Origin of the sequence: Flavobacterium sp. H4147 (assembly GCF_029360735.1) — a bacterium.
GTDB classification, from domain to species: Bacteria; Bacteroidota; Bacteroidia; order Flavobacteriales; family Flavobacteriaceae; genus Flavobacterium; species Flavobacterium endoglycinae.
The window spans coordinates 124,331-147,736 of sequence record NZ_JARKNB010000003.1; the positions used below are offsets into that span (position 1 = coordinate 124,331).

The 23,406-nt window shown below is 35.0% G+C and carries 21 protein-coding genes; 14 read left to right on the forward strand and 7 right to left on the reverse strand.

Annotated elements, in window-relative coordinates:
* The first annotated feature begins 145 nt into the window (after positions 1-145).
* The 4 genes from P2W75_RS14845 to P2W75_RS14860 all read left to right on the forward strand — a co-directional run bounded on the left by P2W75_RS14845 (position 146) and on the right by P2W75_RS14860 (position 7,406).
* Positions 146-3,205, forward strand: coding sequence for a TonB-dependent receptor (locus P2W75_RS14845; protein ID WP_276381065.1), 3,060 nt, complete (start codon positions 146-148; stop codon positions 3,203-3,205).
* Positions 3,206-3,259: 54 nt separating this feature from the next.
* Positions 3,260-4,783, forward strand: coding sequence for a RagB/SusD family nutrient uptake outer membrane protein (locus P2W75_RS14850; protein ID WP_276381066.1), 1,524 nt, complete (start codon positions 3,260-3,262; stop codon positions 4,781-4,783).
* A gap of 7 nt (positions 4,784-4,790) precedes the next feature.
* Positions 4,791-5,894 carry a CIA30 family protein gene (locus P2W75_RS14855; RefSeq protein ID WP_276381067.1) on the forward strand — a complete coding sequence of 368 codons (1,104 nt, stop codon included), beginning with the start codon at positions 4,791-4,793 and terminating at the stop codon, positions 5,892-5,894.
* Between the two features lie 120 nt (positions 5,895-6,014).
* Positions 6,015-7,406: an endo-1,4-beta-xylanase gene (locus tag P2W75_RS14860; RefSeq protein WP_276381068.1), complete on the forward strand. Its 1,392-nt coding sequence runs from the start codon at positions 6,015-6,017 to the stop codon at positions 7,404-7,406.
* 79 nt (positions 7,407-7,485) lie between these two features.
* Here P2W75_RS14860 and P2W75_RS14865 read toward each other — a convergent pair whose 3' ends face one another.
* Positions 7,486-8,400, reverse strand: coding sequence for a glycoside hydrolase (locus tag P2W75_RS14865; RefSeq protein ID WP_276381069.1), 915 nt, complete (start codon positions 8,398-8,400; stop codon positions 7,486-7,488).
* Positions 8,401-8,876: 476 nt separating this feature from the next.
* On the opposite strand from P2W75_RS14865, the gene P2W75_RS14870 reads away from it, so the two are divergent.
* Complete coding sequence (locus P2W75_RS14870; protein WP_207296070.1) at positions 8,877-10,166, forward strand: hypothetical protein; 1,290 nt, start codon at positions 8,877-8,879, stop codon at positions 10,164-10,166.
* Between the two features lie 104 nt (positions 10,167-10,270).
* Here the strand turns inward: P2W75_RS14870 and P2W75_RS14875 are convergent, their stop codons facing one another.
* Together P2W75_RS14875 and P2W75_RS14880 are read right to left on the reverse strand one after the other, a co-directional pair.
* On the reverse strand, positions 10,271-11,227 hold the full coding sequence (locus tag P2W75_RS14875) for an aldo/keto reductase (protein WP_276381070.1): 957 nt from the start codon (positions 11,225-11,227) through the stop codon (positions 10,271-10,273).
* 227 nt (positions 11,228-11,454) lie between these two features.
* Positions 11,455-11,715 (reverse strand): hypothetical protein, encoded by a 261-nt coding sequence (locus P2W75_RS14880; RefSeq protein WP_207296068.1) that lies wholly within the window; start codon positions 11,713-11,715, stop codon positions 11,455-11,457.
* 221 nt (positions 11,716-11,936) lie between these two features.
* Here P2W75_RS14880 and P2W75_RS14885 point away from each other — a divergent pair, with 221 nt between their 5' ends.
* From P2W75_RS14885 to P2W75_RS14925, 9 genes are all read left to right on the forward strand, one after another.
* Positions 11,937-12,716: a hypothetical protein gene (locus P2W75_RS14885; RefSeq protein ID WP_276381071.1), complete on the forward strand. Its 780-nt coding sequence runs from the start codon at positions 11,937-11,939 to the stop codon at positions 12,714-12,716.
* A gap of 93 nt (positions 12,717-12,809) precedes the next feature.
* The gene (locus P2W75_RS14890; RefSeq protein WP_276381072.1) at positions 12,810-13,169 is read left to right on the forward strand and encodes a hypothetical protein; all 360 of its coding nucleotides are present in this window, start codon (positions 12,810-12,812) and stop codon (positions 13,167-13,169) included.
* A 148-nt stretch (positions 13,170-13,317) separates the two neighbouring features.
* Positions 13,318-14,445, forward strand: coding sequence for an FAD-dependent oxidoreductase (locus P2W75_RS14895; RefSeq protein WP_276381073.1), 1,128 nt, complete (start codon positions 13,318-13,320; stop codon positions 14,443-14,445).
* On the forward strand, positions 14,445-15,158 hold the full coding sequence (locus P2W75_RS14900; protein WP_276381074.1) for a methyltransferase domain-containing protein: 714 nt from the start codon (positions 14,445-14,447) through the stop codon (positions 15,156-15,158). The genes P2W75_RS14895 and P2W75_RS14900 overlap by 1 nt, the downstream gene beginning before the upstream one ends.
* A complete protein-coding gene (locus P2W75_RS14905; RefSeq protein ID WP_276381075.1) occupies positions 15,155-16,207 on the forward strand; it encodes a type III polyketide synthase in 1,053 nt (350 codons plus the stop codon). Before P2W75_RS14900 ends, P2W75_RS14905 begins: the two co-directional genes overlap by 4 nt.
* Positions 16,208-16,217: 10 nt before the next feature.
* Positions 16,218-16,655, forward strand: coding sequence for a 3-hydroxyacyl-ACP dehydratase FabZ family protein (locus tag P2W75_RS14910; protein ID WP_207296062.1), 438 nt, complete (start codon positions 16,218-16,220; stop codon positions 16,653-16,655).
* A complete protein-coding gene (locus P2W75_RS14915) occupies positions 16,652-17,920 on the forward strand; it encodes a beta-ketoacyl synthase (RefSeq protein ID WP_276381076.1) in 1,269 nt (422 codons plus the stop codon). Before P2W75_RS14910 ends, P2W75_RS14915 begins: the two co-directional genes overlap by 4 nt.
* 1 nt (position 17,921) lies before the next feature.
* Positions 17,922-18,176 carry an acyl carrier protein gene (locus P2W75_RS14920; protein ID WP_207296060.1) on the forward strand — a complete coding sequence of 85 codons (255 nt, stop codon included), beginning with the start codon at positions 17,922-17,924 and terminating at the stop codon, positions 18,174-18,176.
* A complete protein-coding gene (locus P2W75_RS14925; protein WP_276381077.1) occupies positions 18,173-18,691 on the forward strand; it encodes a 4'-phosphopantetheinyl transferase superfamily protein in 519 nt (172 codons plus the stop codon). Before P2W75_RS14920 ends, P2W75_RS14925 begins: the two co-directional genes overlap by 4 nt.
* On the opposite strand, the gene P2W75_RS14930 is transcribed toward P2W75_RS14925, so the two are convergent.
* From P2W75_RS14930 to P2W75_RS14945, 4 genes are all read right to left on the reverse strand, one after another.
* A complete protein-coding gene (locus P2W75_RS14930; protein WP_207296058.1) occupies positions 18,663-19,754 on the reverse strand; it encodes a sensor histidine kinase KdpD in 1,092 nt (363 codons plus the stop codon). The genes P2W75_RS14925 and P2W75_RS14930 overlap by 29 nt on opposite strands.
* A 345-nt stretch (positions 19,755-20,099) precedes the next feature.
* The gene (locus P2W75_RS14935) at positions 20,100-21,290 is read right to left on the reverse strand and encodes a DUF4932 domain-containing protein (RefSeq protein WP_276381078.1); all 1,191 of its coding nucleotides are present in this window, start codon (positions 21,288-21,290) and stop codon (positions 20,100-20,102) included.
* Positions 21,291-21,315: 25 nt separating this feature from the next.
* Positions 21,316-22,746, reverse strand: coding sequence for an AcvB/VirJ family lysyl-phosphatidylglycerol hydrolase (locus tag P2W75_RS14940; protein ID WP_276381079.1), 1,431 nt, complete (start codon positions 22,744-22,746; stop codon positions 21,316-21,318).
* Position 22,747: 1 nt separating this feature from the next.
* Positions 22,748-23,371, reverse strand: a complete 624-nt coding sequence (locus tag P2W75_RS14945; RefSeq protein WP_276381080.1) for a DUF998 domain-containing protein — start codon at positions 23,369-23,371, stop codon at positions 22,748-22,750.
* Positions 23,372-23,406 lie beyond the last annotated feature (35 nt).

A 23,406-nucleotide genomic window follows, 5' to 3' on the forward strand; every position in this document is an offset into this window, starting at 1 on the left:
AACTCAAAATTAGCACCTCAAAAAACACTTCGATTTTTGAATATTTCTCTAAAACTTAACGATTAACTAATTATTTCAAGTAAACTAAACAACCAATTTTATGCAGAGAAGAACATTAAAAAAACTATTGTGTTTAATAGTATGTATGTGGGGAAATTTTTTCTACGCTCAAACTGTTAAAGGTAAAGTAACATCTGGAGGAAACAGTCTTCCCGGTGTTAGTGTAATAGTACAAGGAACAAAAAACGGAACCGTAACCGATTTTGACGGGAGTTTTGTATTAAACAATGTAGAACCAAAAGCGTTATTGCTTTTTAGTTATGTAGGATATAAAAATGTAACACTGCCGGCAGATACAAAATCAGTTATGCAGGTAAACTTAGTAAGCGATCTGGAAAAATTAAATGAAGTGGTAGTTATTGGGTACGGAACTTCAAAACGAAAAGACATCAACGGTGCCGTTTCGTCTATAAAAGCTTCTGAAATTCAGGACAAACCCTTTACTTCTATCGATCAGGCGCTTGTGGGTAAAGCTGCCGGTGTAAATGTCACTCAAAATTCAGGAACACCAGGAGGAGGAATTTCAGTGCAGATTAGAGGAATTACTTCTATAAACGGAAATGAACCTTTATATGTAATTGATGGTACTCCGGTTTTTGCAGATCGAAACAACGATTCATTTTCATTCAGCGCTTTAGGCGGAGGAAACGGACAAACTAAAAATTCAGCTTTATCCAGCTTAAATATTTCAGATATTGAAACTATCGACATTTTAAAAGATGCATCGGCAACTGCTATTTACGGTTCTAATGGTGCAAATGGTGTGGTTTTGATTACGACCAAAAAAGGGAAAAAAGGAAAATCAAAATTTGCGTACGAAACCTATTTAGGAACTCAGGAAATAACCAACACTGTTGATGTTTTAAACCTGCCGCAGTATGCAGCTTATCAAGCTAAAATTTACAAATTAAACGGCGAACCTGTGCCTTATCAATACCAAAAACCTAATTTATTAGGAAATGGTACCAATTGGCAGGACGAACTTTTTAGATCAGCTACAATGTATAATCATCAGCTTTCATTTTCTGGAGAAAAAGAAGGAACACGTTTTTATACCTCTTTAAATTATTTTGATCAGGAAGGAATCGTTTTAAACTCTGATTTCAACAGATTATCGATGCGTTTAAATGTCGATTCTAATGTAAAATCATGGCTTAAAATCGGCAACAGCTTATCTATAAGCAAATCATCGCAGCAAGTCGTAAGAAACGATGATAGAGGCGGATTAGTAATGAACGCCTTAAGACAATCTCCAGAATTACCTGTTAGAAGCCCTGACGGATCTTATGCAGGTCCAACATCTGGTTTAGGTTCATCTGCAAATGAGGCAACAAACCCAATCGCTTTATCAGAATACAATAATTCAACCACAGAAAGATTCAAAATCAACGGAAATCTATTTGCTGATTTTACCCTGATGAAAGGATTAGTTTTTAGATCTGAACTGGGCTATGATTTGAATTTTTCAAAAAACAAAGCTTTTGCACCTAAATATACGCTGGGAAATGTATCAGAGCTTTTAAATAAATCATTCAAACAACAAGATCAGAGTTATTACTGGAACATTAAAAACTACTTGACCTACAACAAAACAATCAACGAAAAACATAATTTCACGTTTTTATTGGGTCAGGAAGCACAAGAAAGTTATTATGAATATTTAAGCGGTTACAGAACAGGTGAATTCCTAAACAAAGATTTCACAAATTTGAATATTGGTGATATTGCTACTGCTTTAAATGGAAATGGTTCTGGACGCTGGTCTATGACATCTTATATTTCGAGGCTGAATTACAGTTTCTCAGACCGTTATTCTTTTTCTGCTTCTTTAAGAGCCGATGCTTCATCAAACTTTGGACCGAATAACAAATGGGGTTATTTCCCTTCATTTTCTGGAGGATGGACAGTAAGTAATGAAAAGTTTTTTGAGCCATTATCAAACAGTATCAATTACTTAAAATTCAGAGCTGGTTATGGTCTTGTAGGAAATCAAAATATTCCGGCAAATAGATATCAAACTATTTTATCGCTGCTGGCATCTCCGTTTGGCGGCGTTTCACCAACTATAGACAATTTAGGAAATCCGAATATAAAATGGGAATCTCTTAAATCTTTCAATACTGGTTTCGAACTGGCAATGCTTAATAACAGAGTAAAAATTGACTTTGATTATTACATTAAAAATTCTTCTGATTTCCTAACCAAACAAATCAATGACGAATCAAATCAAAGTGCCCTTAATTATTATCTAAATACAGGTGAAATTGTAACCAAAGGAATTGAACTTACATTAAACACCAGAAATATTGCTACTGAAAATTTTAACTGGGATACAACGATCATTTTTTCAAAATACAATAATGAACTGACCCGTTTTCAAGGTCAGGGTAAATCGCTGTTAGGAAAAGTGCAGTTCGATTTATACAACGTTACCAGAACTACCGAAGGACAACCTGTAGGGCAATTTTATGGATATGTAACAGACGGTTTGTTTAAAAATGCAGCGGAATTAGCAGCAGGACCAGTTCAGGAAACAGGAACAGGAGTTGGAGATATTCGTTTTAAAGATCTTAATGGCGATGGAAAAATAGACAGTAAAGACCAGACAGCCATTGGAGATGCCATTCCTGATTTTACTTATGCTGTTACTAATAATTTTAGATATAAAAACTTCAATTTATCAGTGGTTTTAACCGGAAGTCAGGGCAATCAGATTTACAACTTTACACGCCACTATATTGATGGTATTTATCCGGGATTTGGTGACCGATTTGGTAATGTGAGCACACAGGCCATGCATGCTTTTGAACCTGGTGTTAATGAAAATACCGATGTGCCGAGAATTACCCTTAATGATCCGAATGGTAACGGAAGAATCTCGAACAGATTTGTTGAAGATGGTTCTTATTTAAGAATTCAGAATGTTTCTTTAAGCTACGATTTACCAAATAAGATTTTCGATAATTCTATTATATCTAAAGTAAGGTTGTATGTAAACGTTCAAAATTTATACACGTTCACAAAATATACCGGATTTGACCCAGCCCTTGGAAACCTAGACCAGAATATAACATTAAGCGGTATCGATTTAGGTCGTTATCCTGTACCAAGAACCACTTCTATAGGAGTAAATTTAGAATTCTAAGCTTTATAAAAACACATTAATAATGATTCATAATCGTTACATAAAAATTTAGTTATGAAAAAACTTTTTAAACTTTTTTTGATGGGAATGCTGATACCATTGCTATCTTTATTTTCCTGTTCAGATGACTTTTTAGATGCACCTTCGGAAAACCAATTAACACCAGGAGATCTGCCTGAAGGCGTTACCGCTTTTGATGGAATTGCCGAAAGTTTGTACTTTAAACCTTGGTTTGCCTTTAACGACAAATTCCTGATTGCTGTAGGCGACATGTATGCTGGAAATGCCTTTACTTTTGACGGTGCCTATTCGCAATTTAAAGATGCTCAAGTAACATCTCAAAATCCAATCCTTACAGAAGGATACGTAGCCTTATTTTCGGTTATCGACCAATCGAATAATTTAATGAGTTTAGTCGAAGACAGAAAAAGTGAACTGCCTGAAGCCTCTTATAAAAATGCTATTGCCATTTCAAGATTTATGAGAGCCAACGCTTATTTCTATCTCGTGAGAACTTTTGGAGCTGTACCCATCATTAATAAAGCAGGATCAGCCGCACAGCCAAAAAGAAACCTAGTGTCGGATGTGTACAAATTCATCAAACAAGATTTGGAATATGCTGTAGAAAATTTACCTGAAAGACCAGCCAAAAAAGGATACGTTACCAAATATGCCGCAATGGGAATTCTTGCCAAAGTTCATTTAACTTTAAATGAATATGCTCAATGCGTTGCGCTAACCCAAAAAATCATGGGCAATCAGTATACTTTAATTCAAGAATACGGCAACTTATTCAGCAGCCCGGAAAACAACAATAGCGCAGAAAGTATGTTTGCCCTGCAGTGGAAAGCCATTGCGACAGAATGGGGAACACAAAATACAAATCAAGCTTATATAGTTCCGGGAGGCACAGGAATAACTGGCGGCGGCGACGGATGGGGAGTTTATCTTCCATCTATTTCCCTTCAAAACGGATTTGAACCAAATGACACCAGAAAAAAGAGCACAATCATGACCGATGGTGACTTTTATCCTGAATTATTAAAAAATCAGGGCGGTTTTACCTATAAAAAAATATACTCTTCGACAGCGGCTAACTTTAGAAAATATATTGTAGGTTCTGCTGCCGAACGAAATGATGTCTTTTTTATGAGAACATCACAAAACACGATCATTCTAAGATATTCAGATATTTTATTAATGAATTCAGAAGCAATATTGGCAGGAGGAACTTCCACTACTTCGGCCTCAGCTTTAAGTTCATTTAACGAAGTGAGAGCAAGAGCGGGTTTGCCAGCCAAAACGGTACTGACAAGAGATGATTTATTTAATGAAAGAAGAATTGAATTTGCCCTTGAAGGACAATATTTCTTCGATTTAAAACGCCGAGGCTTGACAGAAGCAACTGCTATTATTTCACAGCAGGAAGTTGGATTTTATTCTGATGATGCCAGAACAGAACTAATTTCAAGAAAAATAACTCCAGGAAGTAATTATTTCGAACTGCCTTTGCCGCAATCTGCTATCGATACCAATCCATCTTTATTAGAACCTCCAGTTCCTTTTAACTTTAACTAACCTTATCATGATTAATAAAATAAAATACGGAATTTTAATTCTTCTGGCGCTCACTTCTTTTACAGCCTGCCAGAACGACGACGCAGTTACTGCCAGCATAGATGCTATGGTGGCCGAACCCGGAGACTTACTAAACCAAGCCTTTCCAATGAATAAAGTCAGAGTTGAAGGCAAAGGTTTGGAAGGATTAAAAAAGATTACTCTCGATAATACCATTAATATCAGTTTTAATCCTAACTATAATTCAGATAAATCGTTTATTTTCACTATCCCATTTGATGAAAAACTGGGAAGCAGATTTGGTGTTCAGCCTATTACTTTCACAACTGGAACCGGCTCGGTAACCAAGAATATTGAGATTTTACAGCCTGTTCCCACTATCACCAAAACAACCCCTGCGGTAGCAACTCCAGGATTTCCATTAGAAGTTGAAGGAACTTGGTTTTATAATATTTCATCGATAACCCTAGCAGGAAAAGCGGTTAGTTACACGGTAAAATCCGCAACTTCAATTATCATCGGTTTACCTGCTAATGCTGTTTCAGGATCAGAATTGGTTGTTACCACTCCTGGCGGTTCAGCAAAAAAGACAATAGATTTTGCTACCATAATTCTTGTATCTGATTTTGACGGAAATGGTGCTAGAACAGAATGGACCTCGTATGGAGATGTTGAAAGCTTCAATACCAGTACTCCGGGTGGTCCAACAGGAAATTACACCACATTAGTATGGGGCGGTTCAACTGCAAATGGTTACAACGGAAGCAGTGGCGGCGGCGGCGCTAGTTTCTTAAGTACTTCTAATACAGATGCAGCAAAAGCTTATATTGATATTGATGTGAGTGCAAATGTTGTTGGGGCTAATTTTGCCATTCAGTTAAATACTATCGACGGCGTAAACTATGGTTATAATTTCAAAATTACCGATGTAAACTGGACCACTAAAACCATATCAATAGCTGATTTTAAAGATAATTACGGTTTTGGTTCTAATACAGCTGCCAATTTAAATCCTTCTAAAATTAATGAAATTAAAGTTGGAGTCGCTCAGGGAGATTCGCCTAATCCTAGTGCCATTAAATTTGATAATATCAAGATTCGTTATCAATAATTAATCTCGCATTTTAACTTAAAAAGAGGCTGTAGTCAAAACGGCCTCTTTTATTAACCCGAATAAATAACTATAAATAAGGACATTCTCTCCAAAAGAATGTTTCATAATAAAAACAGTATGAAAAGTAAATTTTTATTAATGCTGGCCAGCATCGTCTTTTTTTTAAATGCATGCTCGAAAGACGATAATGAAACCGTTGAAGCTCTGGAAACACCAGTTGCAAATGCCCCAAAAGATGTAAATGATAATGGTTTTAGAGCAAAATGGAATTATGTTTCCTATTCTAAAAGTTATCTTTTGGATGTTTCGACTACAGAAGATTTTACCACTTTTGTGCCAAACTACAATGCCAAAGAAGTTACAGATTTAAATGATGTTGTAGTAGGATTAACTGGCGGAACGCAATATTTTTATCGCGTTAGAGCCAAATCAGGAACAGAGATTTCAAATTACTCAAATATAATTAGTGTTGTTACCACAGGTTCGAGCGGTATACCTGAAGATCCGACTTTTTTAAAGGTAAAAGTAAATAAATTGGCTAATCCATTCTTTGTGGGAATGGCTATAAAAGCTTCACAATTGACCAATGGAAGTCCATATGATATAATTTTGAAAAATGAATTCAGCAGTATTTCTGCCGAATACGAAATGAAAATGGATCAGATTTCTACGGCAAGCGGTGTTTACAACTGGACTGTAGCCGATAAAATTGTGGCCTACGGAAATGCTAATAACATTAATGTTCATGGTCATGCTTTGGTTTGGCACAATTCAGTACCACAATGGTTAAAAGATTTCTCTGGTACAGATGCTGAATTTGCTGCAGAAGTCAAAAAATACATTACCGATGTAGTGACACATTATGCTGGAAAAGTAAAATCTTGGGATGTTGTAAATGAAGCTGTAGATGATAATGGCGGTACAATGAGAAATACTATTTTCTTGCAGCGAATGGGACCTAATTACGTAAAAGACTGTTTTCAATGGGCACGAGCTGCCGCAACAGCTGCTGGTGATACTTCATTGTTATTATTTTACAATGATTATGCTACTTCAACTAATACTGCTAAACAAGATAAAGTTTTTAGTTTATTAGATGATTTAAAAGCTGCTAAAGTAATAGATGGTGTTGGTTTTCAAATGCATAATACCTATTTAAGCCCAACAAAAGCTCAAATTGAAGCTGATTTAAACAAAGCTGTGGCAAAAGGTTTAAAAATCCACGTTTCAGAATTGGATATACAAGTAAACCAATTTAATGATATCTCGACTTTTACAAATGAAAGAAGACTAGCCCAAAAAGCAAAATATAAAGAGATGGTAAAAATTTACAATGCGCTTCCTGCCGCCAATAAATATGCTTTAACCATTTGGGGAATGAGAGATAATGAATCTTGGATTCCATACAACACAGAACTGAATCATCCAGGCAATGACTGGCCTTTATTGTACGATGCTAATTTTGCAGTTAAAAGTTCACACACAGGATTTTTAGAAGGTTTAGATTAAATGTAATCTTCTAAAACTCTAATAAAAAGAAAGGCCTGCGAAATATTTCGCAGGCTTTTTTATTGGATAAACAACTAATTTAAATTGGTCTTTTATAAACCGTAACATCATCTACCCACATCATTACCGTTGTAAATAAATTTATTTTATTAGGATCGATAAAATTAGAATCTTTTGAACCTACATTCAAATTAAAAATAATAGAATGTGTCCCAAAATTATTGAAATTTAGATTGGATACACTGCTATTCGTATACGTGGCAACAGTATTGTTATCAACCTTAATAGTTACGGTCACTACGTTGTCTTTCATTTTCCAGAAAGATTCATATAAATGCCATCCGTTATTTGCATCTACATTAAAACTAGACGGATAATTTCTTTCGGCTGAATTTCCTAATGAGTTGGTACCTACAGTAGTTCCATAAAAAATATTCGAAGTAAAACGACTTGCATTTGGCGCAAATGAATACCCCTCCATAATATCGATTTCCCCTTTTGTCGGCCAGCCATTTCCCTGTACAGACCAAAACGCCGGCCACGCCCCATACGTATCTTTAAAAGATTTATAAGTACCGCCGTCCATAGCAATTAACTTAATATTCGCCGACAGCATGTACTCTGTGTTATTTTCGGGCTTGTATTGGTAATTAGAAGTTATAAAACCAGATTGGTATTTATAGGCATTTAACTTTGTAGTCTTGATTTCCAAGCATTGTTTTCCATCTCTCCATTGTGTAGTGGGCACTGAACTAGAATAGTCACAATACCACGAGTTATAATCAGCTCGTTGTTCTTTTGTCCATTGTGACAAATTAGATCCTACATCAAAGGTGTCTTCAAATTGTTTTACCCAGGGAGATCCGGCGACTTTTTTAGTACTTCCATTTGTACTCGCATCAACTGATGATTTTTCGGTTACAGAACTTTCAGCGCAAGAAGAAAATCCTAAAACGCATGTTAGCAATACGGTAATCTTGTTTAATTTTCTCATAATTTGTGGTTTAGATATTTAGTTATAATTAAATACTAAAATTAACCTTATGAGATTTAATAGGATAATACATTTGAAGCGGTTACTATAATGGATGTTGTATTTTTACTACAAATACAAAGCACCATAACTTTTAGAGGAAGATTGTTTATAAAAACAAATTAGCGCTCAATTCTAAAATAAATTAAACTGCATATTCATTGGATAAACTAACTTCTATATTGAAAAATAAGGAAAGTTTACGTCAAACTAAAAAATTTCTGTAGTAAAAATCAGTCTTTTTCTTTTTAATTTAACTTAATTATATAATTTAAATAGATTTTTGTTAAAGTTCTCAGATAAAATTGTTAAATTTGAGTAAAGTGTTCAAGACTCTGCTCAATTTGCATAATTTTGTGAATAGTCCTAGTAGTACTAGACTCTGGCATTTTATTTGCTGAAAATAAGAATGTATAATACCTAAAGCCCCCAAGACTATGAAAAAAATTACTCTAATGATTTGCCTGTTGCTGGCAGCAGCGGGTGTAAATGCACAACAGGAAAAAGGAATAATTGGGTACAGCAACTGGCTGGACAACTGGACTGAATTCAAGCCTCACAAGTCTGAAATCAGAGATGCAAATCAAATTTTAGCTGGGAATATTGCCGAGAACACTAAACTATTAAAAAGAAACGTATACATTCTTCAAGGTAATGTGTATGTGACTAATAATGCTGTTCTTACTATTGAACCTGGTACCGTAATTATTGGAGATGCTGAAACAAAAGGAACTTTAGTAATTACAAAAGGTGCTAAAATTATGGCTGAAGGCCAAGAAACAGATCCTATTGTATTTACCTCAAACCGCAGCATGAAAAAAGCTGGTGACTGGGGAGGTGTAGTAATTCTTGGAGATGCACCAATCAATAAATTTGGCAGTGCTGGTGCCTATACTATGGATCTTGATCCTGCCCTAACTGTATACGGAGGAAACAATCAAGCAGGAAACTCAGGAATTTTAAAATTTGTTAGAATTGAATTTGCTGGAAAAAAAGTAAAAGGTGCAGATACTTTTAATGGACTGACTATTGCAGGTGTTGGAAACAAAACTGTTTTAGAAAACATTATGGTAAGCTACTCAGGAGGTGATTCATTTGCTTTTTATGGCGGAGATGTAAATGCTTCTCAACTAGTTTCATACAAATCAATAAACGATGATTTTAAATTTACTCAAGGAATCCAATGCCGTCTTTTTAACTCTTTAGCCGTAAGATCTTCTTATTTATCAAGTAATAAAGATGGTTCTAGATGTTTAGAAGTAAAATCATATGAAAAGAAAAGCGAAACTGACTTTACTAAAAAAGGTACATTCGTTTCTGCTTCAAACATAACAATGTTGAATGACAGCGAAAATATTAAAGCTGATATCCAAGCTGGTTTAGTAAAAGAAGCTGTATATGTTGCTGAAAATGCTTCTTTAGAATTAAAAAGAAGTGTAGTTTCAGGTTTTAATCCTGCAGTTCTTTTAGACAGCAAAACTGAAATCAATGCTGATAACTTAAAGAAAATCAAATTTGAAGAAATGTTTTTTAACCAATGCAGCGGTAACATCTTTACAGAAAACAGAAGTGACAATGCAGATTTAGAAAACTGGTATGGTAACAGCGTATTTTTTAATGTGTATGCTCAAAGCGACAACAAAGAAACTTTTGTAGACGTATACAATCAAAAAAGACCTGACTACAGACTTCAGTTAGGAAAAATTACTGCTTCAAGCGGAAAATAGATTTCTCTACATAAAAATATTTAAAAAAAGGAAACAGAATAACTGTTTCCTTTTTTTATTTTTATTAAAATCCAATTTTTACCAAACCCTTCTATCATCTATACTTAGCTCCATTCTGGAAACTGGGTTTTATTCAAATCAAGCTGTTCAATTGCTTTCATATCGGCATCAGCAAGTTTGAAATCAAATATATCTAGGTTTTCTACAATATGTGCTTTTTGTGAAGATCTTGGAATCGCAACAATACCACGCTGAAAATGCCATCTTAAACTTACCTGCGCTGTGGTTTTATTGTACTTTTTAGCAATCTGGGTTAATACTTCATCTGTAAAAAGACCATTACGGCCTTCAGCAAAAGGCGCCCATGCTTCCATATGAATATTATGCTGTTTTAATACTTTAAAATCGTTGTTTTGCTGAAAATACGCATGTGTTTCAATTTGATTTATAACTGGTTTTACTTTTGCATAAGACAAAAGATCTGCCAGCTGAGCAGGATCAAAATTGCTTATACCAATAGCCTTGATTTTTCCTGCTTGGTAAAGTTCTTCCATTGCTTTCCAAGAACCTTTTACATCACCTCTTGGACGGTGTATTAAATACAAATCAAGATAATCCAGTTGTAATTTTCTCAAAGTTTCTTCAAAACCTTTTTTCGCATTTTCATAACCTGCATCATCAACCCAGAGTTTCGAAGTAACAAAAAGTTCTTTTCTAGGGATAACACTTTCTTTTATTCCCCTCCCTACTGCTTCTTCATTTCCATACACTTTTGCAGTATCCAAAAGACGGTATCCCGCAGATATAGCTTCTTTTACAGATTGCTGGCAAACTTCTCCGCTAAGTCCGTAAGTTCCAAATCCAAGCATTGGCATTTTTACACCATTATTCAATTTCACATCTGGAATTCCGGCAGCGCCTTTACCTGTATTTATTATTTCATTTGCGAATAATTCAGGCATTCCAAATGCACCCAAATACATTCCAGCCGCAGCGAATTTCACAGTATGTTGTAAAAATTTGCGACGGTTTATTTCATTTTTTGGTTTTTCCGAGTTCATGTTTTTTTTGTGGTTTTAGGCTGTTGATAGTAGTCAATAAAAATATTACGTTTTACTATTTCTTAAAAGTAATTATCTTTTTTCATAAAAAATGACAAGACTTCATTTCGTAAAACTGTTCGCTAATTTAATTAAATATTTAAATTAATCATTTTATATAAAAAACTAAAACGGGTTAAAATATAGAAGTATATTTTAACCCGTTTTAAGTTTTGCAACTATTTAATCTAATTTTTAGGCGCAGCCGTCGAATCAATTTTTGATTCTCCCGGTTTTAAATCTCCGGTAGCCGGATCGCTTTCTTGATTTCCTTCATTATTTCTTGTAGTTCCTTTTGAACCCGAATTTAATGATGTACTGTCACCAGCTTTAATAGCATCTGAGTCAGAAGAGACTCCTTCTCCTGAAGCTGAATTGGTTTTACAAGATAGAAACAATCCTATCACAAGCGTAAGCACCAATAGTTTTATTTTTAATATCGTTTTCATAATTATTGTTTTTAAGATTTGTAAGTTATTTCAAAATTAAACTAATCTAATCTTTAAGGGTTCTATGATTTTTATTAAATATTACACAATTAATTGTTTTACAGAATATTGCTCTCGAAAAAAAATAGCATATCAAAAAAAATAAAGCGCAATCTCATTATAAATAGTGATGCACAGAAAAAATAATCACTGTAGATTTGAATCCGTTAGAAATTTATAAAATGAGTCAGGATATAAAAGAATTAAGCATTTTACTTTTCCTTTGTTTATTTATAGTAGGAGGCATACAATGGTTTTTACTTCGTTTTACAAATTGGTCTGTTGCATTCACTGCCACCGCTTTAATTGCTTTCATGGTGTCTTTTTTGTATGTATCTGTAAAACATGCCACGCCAAATGGAGGCAGTAATGGTCCTGATGCATCAGAATTTATCAATCCTGCACTAACAATTTTTATTTTCCTCCTTATCGGATTATTCTTTGTATCAATACTTTCGAAAACCTATTTTCCCAAAAAAGCATTATTAACTACATTAGCATTGACTGTACTATTTGTTATGGGTCGAACCACATTGCAATACATACAGAATGCTGCATTATATCAGGAACTATTTAGTATCAACAATTTGGAAGTTGTAAATATATCCGATGGAAAAACTACCATTCAAGAAGTTGCTTTACACAGCAGTATTTCAGGAATTTCAGTCAATCTGGAATTAGATCGAAAAGGAAAATCCGAAATATACATTCCAAAAAATACAGATAAAATTGTTTTTCGCTGTTACTCCACTGCCAGAAACGGCATCTTTTCTCAAAGTTTTCCTTTTGATCCCAAACTACTAAAAGAAAAGAACGGAAAAAGAATGAGATTGTGTTTCTGGCTTCGAATGAAAGTTTCTGCTCCTATAAAAATAGTACTGCAGCCTGAAAACAAATTCAGACTTTATATAGATGATGAACTCATAACCAATGCAATGGTAAGTAATAAAGAAGCAGAATAACTGATTTAATAAATAATTCTACAGAAGAATTACTTCAATCATTAAAACATTCAATTTATATTTGTGTCATTTTAAAATCTGCATTAAAAATACATGACTGTACAAGATTTAATTGGCACTTATTCCATTTCTGGAAGCAATCAGGAAGAAAGCAATCAAATAAGCTACAAAAGAGTTTTAAAAATAACTCTGGATGAAAACAATCGTATTAAAGCCGACTGGCTCATTAATGGTTCACAAAAACAAAAAGGTTCGGGTTTCTTTAAGGATAATATTTTGGTAATCAATTTCAGCTATAAAGGCGACGATCATAGAACGTATAAAGGTGTTGCGGTTTATCGCTGTATCAACAAAGATATTCTGGATGGTTTTTGGTCTGAAAAACACGGAAATCCGCTTTATTTAGGAAGTGAATACGGTTTGCGAATGGAAACTACAGAAATGCTCAATTAAATATTCTTATTCTCCAAATAAAAAAGTTTATTCATTTAATTATCCCAATCAAATAATTCATACCACAATCTCATTTAGTTAAATAATTTGTTAAACATTTAACTGCTTTCATTAAGATCATTTAAGATTTTATGACTAAATTGGTAGTATGAGAACAAATTCGGATGTATTAATTATAGGAGGAGGACTTGCCGGTCTGGCAGGTGCCGTACATTTATCCCAAAAGGGATTGAAAGTCACTCTTATCGAAAAAAATACATATCCCAGGCATAAAGTTTGTGGAGAATATATTTCAAACGAAATTCTTCCGTATTTATCTTGGCTTGGTTTAAATATTTCAGAACTTCATCCTACTTCAATCTCCAACTTTGAATTTACGGCGCAAAACGGCAAAACAGCAAAAACTAAACTTCCGTTAGGCGGTTTCGGAATCAGCCGCTACGCGCTAGATAATTTCTTATTTCAAAAAGCAGTCGAAAACGGCTGTGCGATTGTTACTGAAACCGTTACAAATATTTCTTTTAACAGTGATGTTTTTACCGTTAACACATCTGAACAAATCTTTTCCACTAAAATAGTTCTCGGGGCTTATGGTAAAAGATCCAATATCGATCAAGTCCTTTCCAGAGATTTCATTTCAAAAAAATCACCTTGGCTCGCTGTAAAAGCACATTACTCTGGAGATTTTGATGAAAGTCTCGTGGGTTTGTATAATTTTCAAGGCGGTTACTGCGGTGTTTCAAAAGTAGAAAATGACATTATAAACATTTGTTACCTAGCCGATTTTGAAACTTTTAAAAAATACAAAAACATCGAAGAGTATCAGAAATCAGTGCTTTATAAAAATAAAAAACTACAATTTGTTTTTGAAAACAGCACTTCCCTATTTGAAAAACCATTAACCATCAGCCAGATTTCATTTGATAAAAAAGAACCTGTGGAAAACCATATTGTAATGATTGGCGATACAGCAGGTTTAATTCATCCAATGTGCGGCAACGGTATGGCAATGGCCATTCATAGTGCCAAAATAGCCTCTGAACTTGTACTTGATTTTCATAACGGCAGAATAAAATCCCGAAATGCATTCGAACAAAAGTACATTGAAGAATGGAAAAAGCATTTCAGCAGAAGACTTTTCTTTGGAAGAATACTAGCCAAAGCATTGACACATAAAAAAATTACCCATGTATTGACTACCCTTGCAGCAACGATTCCGGCGATATTATCGGTTATTATAAAACAAACGCATGGTCGTCCCATAACAATTGAATAATGAGCGTAAATACCAAATATAGAACAGAAGAAACTGAAATAATGGACGATTTTTCGCTTCAAAGCGAAGAACTTATCGGCGCACTCGATCAAATTGCCTCCATTAATCAGCTGCTGGGCGGAAATAAACTCACACTGCACGGTATAAAACAACTTTTAAAAAAAATTGACACTTCGAAAACTATTACCATTGCCGACATAGGCTGTGGAAATGGTGATATGCTGCGAATGCTGGCTAAATATGGAAAGAAACGCAATCTTCAATTTAAATTAATAGGTATCGATGCCAATGCTTTTACAATTGATTATGCCAAGAAACTTTCAAAAAATTATCCGAATATAGAATACGTATGTATGGATATTTTTAGCGAAGATTTCCATCAGCTGCACTATGATATTGTTTTGTGCACGCTGACATTACATCATTTTACAACCAGTCAAATTGCGGCAGTAATGGAAATTCTAAACCGAAATGCTTCAATAGGAATCGTAATAAATGATCTGCACCGAAGCAAACTCGCTTACCGATTATTTGAATTAATCAGTGTTGTTTTCAATCTAAATAGAATGTCGCGCAACGATGGTTTGATTTCTATTTTAAAAGGATTCAAAAAAAATGAACTGGAGCAATTCTCCAAAAAACTAAATCTAAAAAACTACTCCATAAACTGGAAATGGGCTTTTCGCTACCAGTGGATAATTACAAAAATATGAGTGTCAAGATAATCACCGCTGTCAAACAGCTTCCGCAATATTCACGTACTACCGAAGAAATACTTCCGTTTGTCGATATATGGCTCGAAGGTCAGGAAGAACGTTTTATACGAAAAGTAAAAAAAATATTCGAAGGTGCTTCCGTCGATAAACGCTATTCCATAATGGAGCCTTCGGAAGTTTTTACCGCCACTTCATTCGAAGAAAAAAATGATATTTACAGCCGTGAAATGATCGTTCTAGGACATCAAGTTCTTGAAAAAGCCTTAGAAAAAACAGGCTGGGATCCGCAGAGTTTAGATTACATCATTACAGTAAGCTGCACCGGAATTATGATTCCTTCACTAGACGCTTATTTAATTAATAAAATGAAATTAAGGCAAGATATTGTCCGTCTCCCCGTAACCGAAATGGGCTGTGCCGCCGGAATATCAGGAATTATTTACGCGAAGAATTTCCTAAAATCAAATCCCGGTAAACGTGCTGCAGTAATTGCCGTGGAATCGCCAACTGCTACTTTTCAGCTGGATGATTTTTCAATGCCGAATATTGTCAGCGCCGCGATTTTTGGAGATGGCGCAGCCTGCTGTTTATTATCTTCAAAAGAAGAAGATTACGGTCCTGAAATTCTCGACGAACAGATGTATCATTTTTATGATGCCGAACACATGATGGGTTTTAAACTAACCAACAGCGGACTGCAGATGGTTTTGGATATCGAAGTACCGGATACGATTGCTTCTCATTTTGGCGATATCATTCATCCGTTTTTAAAACAGAATAATCTGGATATTAAAGATATCGATCATATGATTTTTCATCCTGGAGGAAAAAAAATTGTAACCACTGTTGAATCTCTTTTTGCCGGATTGGAAAAGAATATAGACGATACGAAAGAAATTCTAAAACAATACGGCAATATGTCAAGCGCTACTGTTTTGTATGTTTTGGAAAATATTATGAACCGAAATCCAAAAAAAGGAGAAAAAGGTTTAATGCTGAGTTTTGGTCCCGGATTTTCGGCTCAAAGAGTTTTATTGCAATGGTAATTAAAAAAGTATGAATTTAACTGATATTGTAAAACAACTTCCGTACAGCGAACCTTTTTTATTTGTAGACGAACTGCTCCATGCCGATGAAAACGGTGTAACCGGAACCTATACCTACAACGAAAACCTTGATTTTTACAAAGGCCATTTCAAAGACAATCCCGTAACTCCGGGTGTTATTTTAACTGAAACCATGGCACAGATTGGAATGGTCTGTTTGGGAATATTTTTATTGGGAAATGAACTTGCAGAAAATACCGTAATTGCCTTTACTTCTGCCGACATGGAGTTTTTAAAACCTGTTTATCCCAATGAAAAAGTAACGGTAACTTCTGAAAAGATGTTCTTCCGATTTGGGAAATTAAAATGCAGTGCCGTAATGAAAAATGAAGCCGGACAAGAAGTCTGCAAAGGCATTTTGGCGGGAATGATAACGAAGAAATTATGAAAAAGCGAATTGTAATAACGGGTCTTGGAGTAGCTGCACCAAATGGTGTGGGAATTTCGGCGTTTACACATGCGCTCCAAAACGGTATTTCGGGTATCCGACATGATTCTCAGCTGGAAGAATTGCAGTTTTCATGCCAGATTGCGGGACAGCCACAAATATCGGATGAATTGAAAGCGCAGTATTTTACAGAACTTGAACTTCGTGGATTTAACAGTACAGGAATCTTATATGGCGTTATTGCCGGTATGGAAGCTTGGAACAATGCAGGATTGCCATTAAACGAACATCCGGATTGGGACAGCGGCGCCATCTTCGGATCTGGAACTTCTGGAATTGATAAATTCCGCGAAAGCATTTATAAAATTGACGATCTCCAAACCCGTCGATTAGGAAGTACTGTCGTGGCACAAACCATGAACAGCGGTGTCAGCGCGTATCTTGGCGGTAAAATTGGATTGGGTAATCAAGTTACCACCAATTCTTCTGCCTGTGCGACAGGCGCAGAAGCCATTTTAATGGCGTATGACCGAATCCGATCTGGACAAGCAAAACGAATTCTTGCAGGAAGTACTTCAGACAGCGGTCCGTATATTTGGGGAGGATTTGATGCGCTTCGGGTATGTTCTTCCAAATTTAATGATACACCAGAAGAAGGTTCAAGACCTATGAGTGTTTCTGCAGCCGGTTTTGTTCCCGGAAGCGGTGCCGGAGCTTTTGTCATTGAAGATCTAGAAACTGCTTTAGAACGCAACGCTGTGATTTATGCCGAAGTATTAGGCGGAAGCGTAAACTCTGGCGGACAGCGAGATGGCGGTACAATGACGGCTCCCAACAGCACGGCCGTACAAAGATGTATTACCACTGCCGTTGAAAATGCTGGAATAAATCCAAACGAAATTGATGCCATAAACGGGCATTTGACTGCGACTACAAAAGATAGTCTTGAAATCGAAAACTGGACAAAAGCACTAAAACGAAGCGGTGCTGATTTTCCGTACATTAACTCTTTGAAAAGTCTTACCGGGCATTGCTTAAGTGCTTCGGGTAGCATAGAAAGTGTTGCTGCGGTATTGCAGATTCACGAAGGTTTTTTGTTTGGAAATACGAATTGTTCCGATCTTCATCCCGAAATAGAAGCCCTTATTGATCCTTCCAAAGTGCTGATGAAAACGATTAAAACCAACCCTAAAATAATTGCTAAAGCCAGTTTTGGTTTTGGCGATGTAAATGCTTGTATATTATTTAAAAAATTTGAAAACTAAAATGGACAAAACAGCACTTATAGAGAAATTAAAAGGAATTATAAAGCCTTTTACGACAAATACAGAAGCATTTGAAAACCTAACCGAAGAAACTGATTTTATTAATGATCTGAATATCAATTCTGCAAATCTGGTAGACATTGTGCTGGACATCGAAGAAAATTTTGATATCGTAATTGATAATGCCGATATGGAACGAATGCTTGACGTAAAAACGGCTGTAGAAATCATCGAGACCAAATTAGCCGAAAAATGATTGGCAACGACATTATAGACCTTGCGCAGTCACGTGCAGAAAGTAACTGGCAGCGCAAAGGTTTTATAGAAAAGCTTTTTACCACTGAAGAACAACAGTTTATAGAGGAGTATCACGAACCAGAAATAATGGTTTGGCTTTTATGGAGCATGAAAGAAGCGGCGTATAAAATTTACAACCGCCAGACCAAAATACGCGAATTCAGTCCGAAAAAACTTTGCTGTTCTTTATATGCTTTGAGTTTTGATCAAATTGAGGGAAAAGTTAGCTGCGGTGAGAAAGCTTATTATACCAAAACTGTAATTACCAATGAATGCATTCATACCATTGCCGTAAATGATTTTAAAGATATAGACAATGTGATTGAAGTTGAAAATCCAGAAATTGTAAAAGATAAAAATGGCATTCCGTATTTAAAAACCGCTGAAACACTTCAGGATATTTCTATAAGTCATCACGGAAGATTTGAAAAAAAAGTAACGTTACTTAATTCTCTTCTGAATCAAAAAGGATAGAAACCGATGTCCCTTTTGATACTTCGCTATTAATTACAAGTCTGCAGTTTATTTTTTCGGCAAGGCTTAACGCCAATTGCAGCCCTATTCCCACTCCTTTTTCATTATCAGTTCCTCTTCGGGTTGAATAATTAAGATCGAGAATAGAATCGACCATTTCTTCGGTCATTCCTACCCCACTGTCGGTTATAATCAATTCATTTTCTTCTGCCGAAATCGCAATTAAACCATTTTTCGATGTAAATTTAATGGCATTCGAAATCAGGTTTCGCACTATAATGGTTAGGATTTCGAGATCATTTTCGATACTTCCAATCTTCTCAATATCAACCGTAACCGCAATACCTTTATTTTCATAAGTCGATTTATAGACTTTTAAAACATCATTAATAAGCGCTTTAAAATCGATTAAAGTCTCTTTAAGCTGAATGGTATTAAAATTCAGTTTTGCCCAATTAAAAGTCGTATCTAATAATTGCAGTACTTCAACAGATTCTTCTTTTATAATCTGCATTAAAGCAATAAATTCTTCCTGCGAAATCTCTGACTGCTCGCCCATTGACGAAATCGAAATAAGATTTGCAATAGGACTGCGAAGATCATGTCCTAAAATAGAAAGCATACGGTCGTTATTAAGATTCTTTTTCTTCAGTCTTTCCTGCAGAATCATGTCGCTGTTGATATTAACAAACGTCACGATGTTTAAATCATTTACAAGTGAAGCTTTAATCTCATACCACTTTTTCTCGCCCGATTTACAAGTAATTTTGGCTTTCATTTTAATAAAGCCTTTTTCATTATTCTTTACCAGTTCTGCTTTAGCATTCCATTCTTTGATGATTTTTTCACGGTAAGCTTCATCAGGATAAAACAATCTCGATAATTCGTCTCTGTTCTCAATTTCGCTTAAATCGTAACCAATTTTATTCGTGAAGTTTTTATTAAAAAACAGATATTTAGATTCTCCATCTGTATTTTCAGAAACGATTATAGGATAAGGTAAAAAATCAATTAGTTTTTTAAGCTCTATTCTCGATATGTCTCCATTTTTTCCTAAATACATAAATAATAAGTTTCATCCTTAGGATCAGTTTTGTAGTTCCTCTTTGGACTTATTTTTTCTAACAAATTAATGCAAAATAAAGCATTTCTTAAGGAATTCTAAAGCCTCTAAAAGCCCTTTATTCATAGGAAAAACAGCTGTTTTTGCAATTGTAATATTATACATTCAAACCTTCTTCCTGCGAGAAGAAAAAAACTACTATTAAAATCTGATTGAAAGGTATTTTAAGAGAAATCCTCGTTTGAATAACGAAAAAATAATATTAAAATTTTAAATTTTTATTGTAACCCAGTATTTTAATTAAGGGATTTCTTAAAATTATACGTTTTCAAGAAGATTAAAATCTTAATTTACAATCATCCGGTCAATGTCTTCCGGCTTTAAAGTGTCAAGTGATTTAAATAATACTGGCAGAAAACTGCGAAAATCTGGATACTTTTTACGATCGCTTTCATATTGAAGAATATGATTTTCCAGAAAAGGAAGCAGTACAAATCCCATAGTAACGGTATGTTCTTTTCGCAAACGCTCCTCTTCCGTTTTATCATTCATAAGTTTTGCGGTTCTGATTTCCCCTAAACGTACGAAATGCTCTGTAATACAGTTGTCCCAGTTATTGATATAGGAGTTCTCTAAATGCTTTTTAAATTTTGGTGTAAACAAAATCGTATCTCTGTCGATTTCTTTTTTAAAATCATATAAAAGCGGATTTACAAATGAATGTCCGAGTTCATGAACGGTCAAAAATTTTGTTACTTCCTTATTATCAAACCCAAATTGTTTATAATCAGACAGATTTTCTTTTTTTGGAATCATGACACTTGAACTAAAAACCATTGAAGGCATTTTACCTTTTGGAGTTTCGAACTGAATTCCAAAAGCGCGGTAATTATCTTCTCCTTCCGTAATAGGCATTCCGGGCATTAGAATAAATATATAACCTGGAAATTTCTTTCCATACCATTTTTCTTCAAAGGGAATCGATTTTACAGCAATATCTTTCGCAGCTTCTTCTATAGCACCCTGATAATAATTTTTATTCTGGCGAATGTACTCTCCTACTTGGGCTTGTTTATAAAAGTCATTTAAAAGTTCCGTTAATTCTTGTACCAAAACTTCGGCATTTGGATATTTAACGGGGTCTTTTATCGCAATATCTTTGGGAACTGAATATTTAAATCCGGTTTCAGGAAATGATTTACAATACCAGAGATATTCCAAAATCTGGGAATTATCATTTAAAATAGGACGAAGTTTTCCCAGTACTGCTGCAATTTTCAAAATCACGTCGCTGTCTTTCCATTTCATAAAATGTGCCGCAGCATGACTGACCAATGGCTGATGATCGTAATGGGAATCTTTATTACTAAAAACATAATACCCAATATGCTCTACTGCCAATTCTTCGGCAAAAAAATAGGTTTCGAAATTCTCATTGATACTTAAAGAAATATTTTTGGAAAGCTGTTTTTCGTATTGTGCATGTATCACCAAAGACAGAAAAAAAGCAATGAACGTTAGAATTGATTTTGGCATATAACATCTTTTTATAATTCTAAATTTACTTAATTTCTTTTAAAATGTCTTCTGCAATTTTAATATAATCATTATTATAATGATGTGAACCCGGAATTTCGATGGTTTTTATATCCGATGCTGCAAAGCGTTTACGGATTTCAGGATCTTCTTCGCTTCCGAAAAAGCAAACAGGATTACAGGCTTTGATTTTTTTAATTTCTGAAATCACATCGTAATTATCATTTGAACTTTCAAGGCTCAGCATATCAGCAATATGAATTTCAAAATCGGCTTTTACATCTGGCGATAACGAATAAACGCCTTTTAATTTTTCTTTTAAAGACTCTGGAAAATTAGCCGCTGTAAAGGGAACTACAGAAGCTCCAAAAGAATAACCAACCAATATAAAAGATTTTTTGTTCCATTGCTGCAAATAATGCGTTACAGCTTTAGCAATTTCTGAGGCAGTTTCGGTTGGCGTTTTGGCATTCCAAAAATATTTCTGAGCATCTAGACCAATTACAGAAATTCCTTTTTCAGCCAAAGCTTCGCCAACAGATTGGTCGAAACTTGTCCATCCGCCATCGCCTGAAATTACAAATGCTATCGGCTGGTTTTCGTCTTTATTTTTGGAAGGGATTATTGTTAAAGGCATTTCAAACGGAAGCGGCGCCAAATGCTGTTCTTTCAATAAAGGATTTTGTTCTGATTTCTGTTTAGCATAATTCGGCGTATTTAGAATTTCTTTATAAGCGTCCACAAACTGAGGAAGCCAATTTTTGGCAACCGAAAAACCGTGACCCACTTTTGAAAGTGTAATGAGTTTTCCTTGTTTCAATCCTTCCATATATTTTTTGGTTTCGGCATAATTGCAAACTTGATCTGTAATTCCCTGAAGGACAATAAAAGGCGCTGTGAGTTTTTCGGTTTTGTCAAGATAATACGCTTTTCCTACTTTTAAAACATGAGAAGTCAATCCAGAACCATCACACAACGTACGGTCGGTTTCAATATCCGGACAAAATCCTAAAGCAAGAGCACCGCTAAAGGTATTCGCCGGAGCTTGCGCAAGCATTCCGTAAACCAAAGTTGCTCCAGAAGAATACCCAATTAAAATGGGTTTGAGATATTGTTTCAGTTTCAATTTCTTTTGCAGGATCAGGCTTAATTCTTCAAAATCGCCTGCTGGATAATAACATTTGGATGTTTGTTTTTTGATGGCTTTAAAATAATGCTGAATATCAATTCCGGCAACCAAAGCACCTTGATCGGCAATATTTTTCGCCATTTCGATCACACCGCTGTTCCATCCGCCATCGCCAGAAACAAACAAAACGACCGCATTAGGAGTTGTTTTGGGTTTATAAAGCGTGACTTTTCCGAATGCTCCGACACGAATACTATCTTCTGCGGAAGCAAAAATTGGATTATGAAAAATAAAAACCAACAGCATAAGGAATATCTTTTTGTGCATCTTACTTCATTTTAAATGTTGAACATTTTTGGTACATAATAATTGAAATTGTAATGAAATAAATGTAAAGATTGAGCATGAAAAGCCGTTGCCACAATCCTCTGTACGAAATCCAGCCGCTTTCGGCAGGAAACCGAATGGTAAAAAAGGCTATTGTAAGCAAGCCGATAAAAAATATTATGCGTGAGAACTGTCCAAAACGAGGATTATTTTCTTTGGTAATTACTTTCGGCATAACCAACGGCAATACTACAGCAGCGATAAGTCCAATTGCACCAGCAATATCATGAAAAACAAAAGATTGTGTCATTTTGCCGGCGATTCTATCTGCTTTGAACAAACCCGAACCAATTCCTTCTCCCATTCCGTAAAGTATAATTAAAATGGAGGCAAGTCGTGAACTTTTCGGATTTTCATAAAATGCTTTTTTTAAACTGATACCGAAGAAAATAAACACAATTCCAATACCTATCCACCAAATCGAAATAACATTAGAAACGGGACTAATTGTTGCACCTAACGAACTAATCGTATTTTTTAACTGGCTGTAAGCCGGATAATACGTTCCCAAAACAAACAAGACCGCAAAATCAGCTATACAAATCGCAATGCAGATTATTGCCATGATTTTTATTTCATATAATTGTACAGACGTCATAT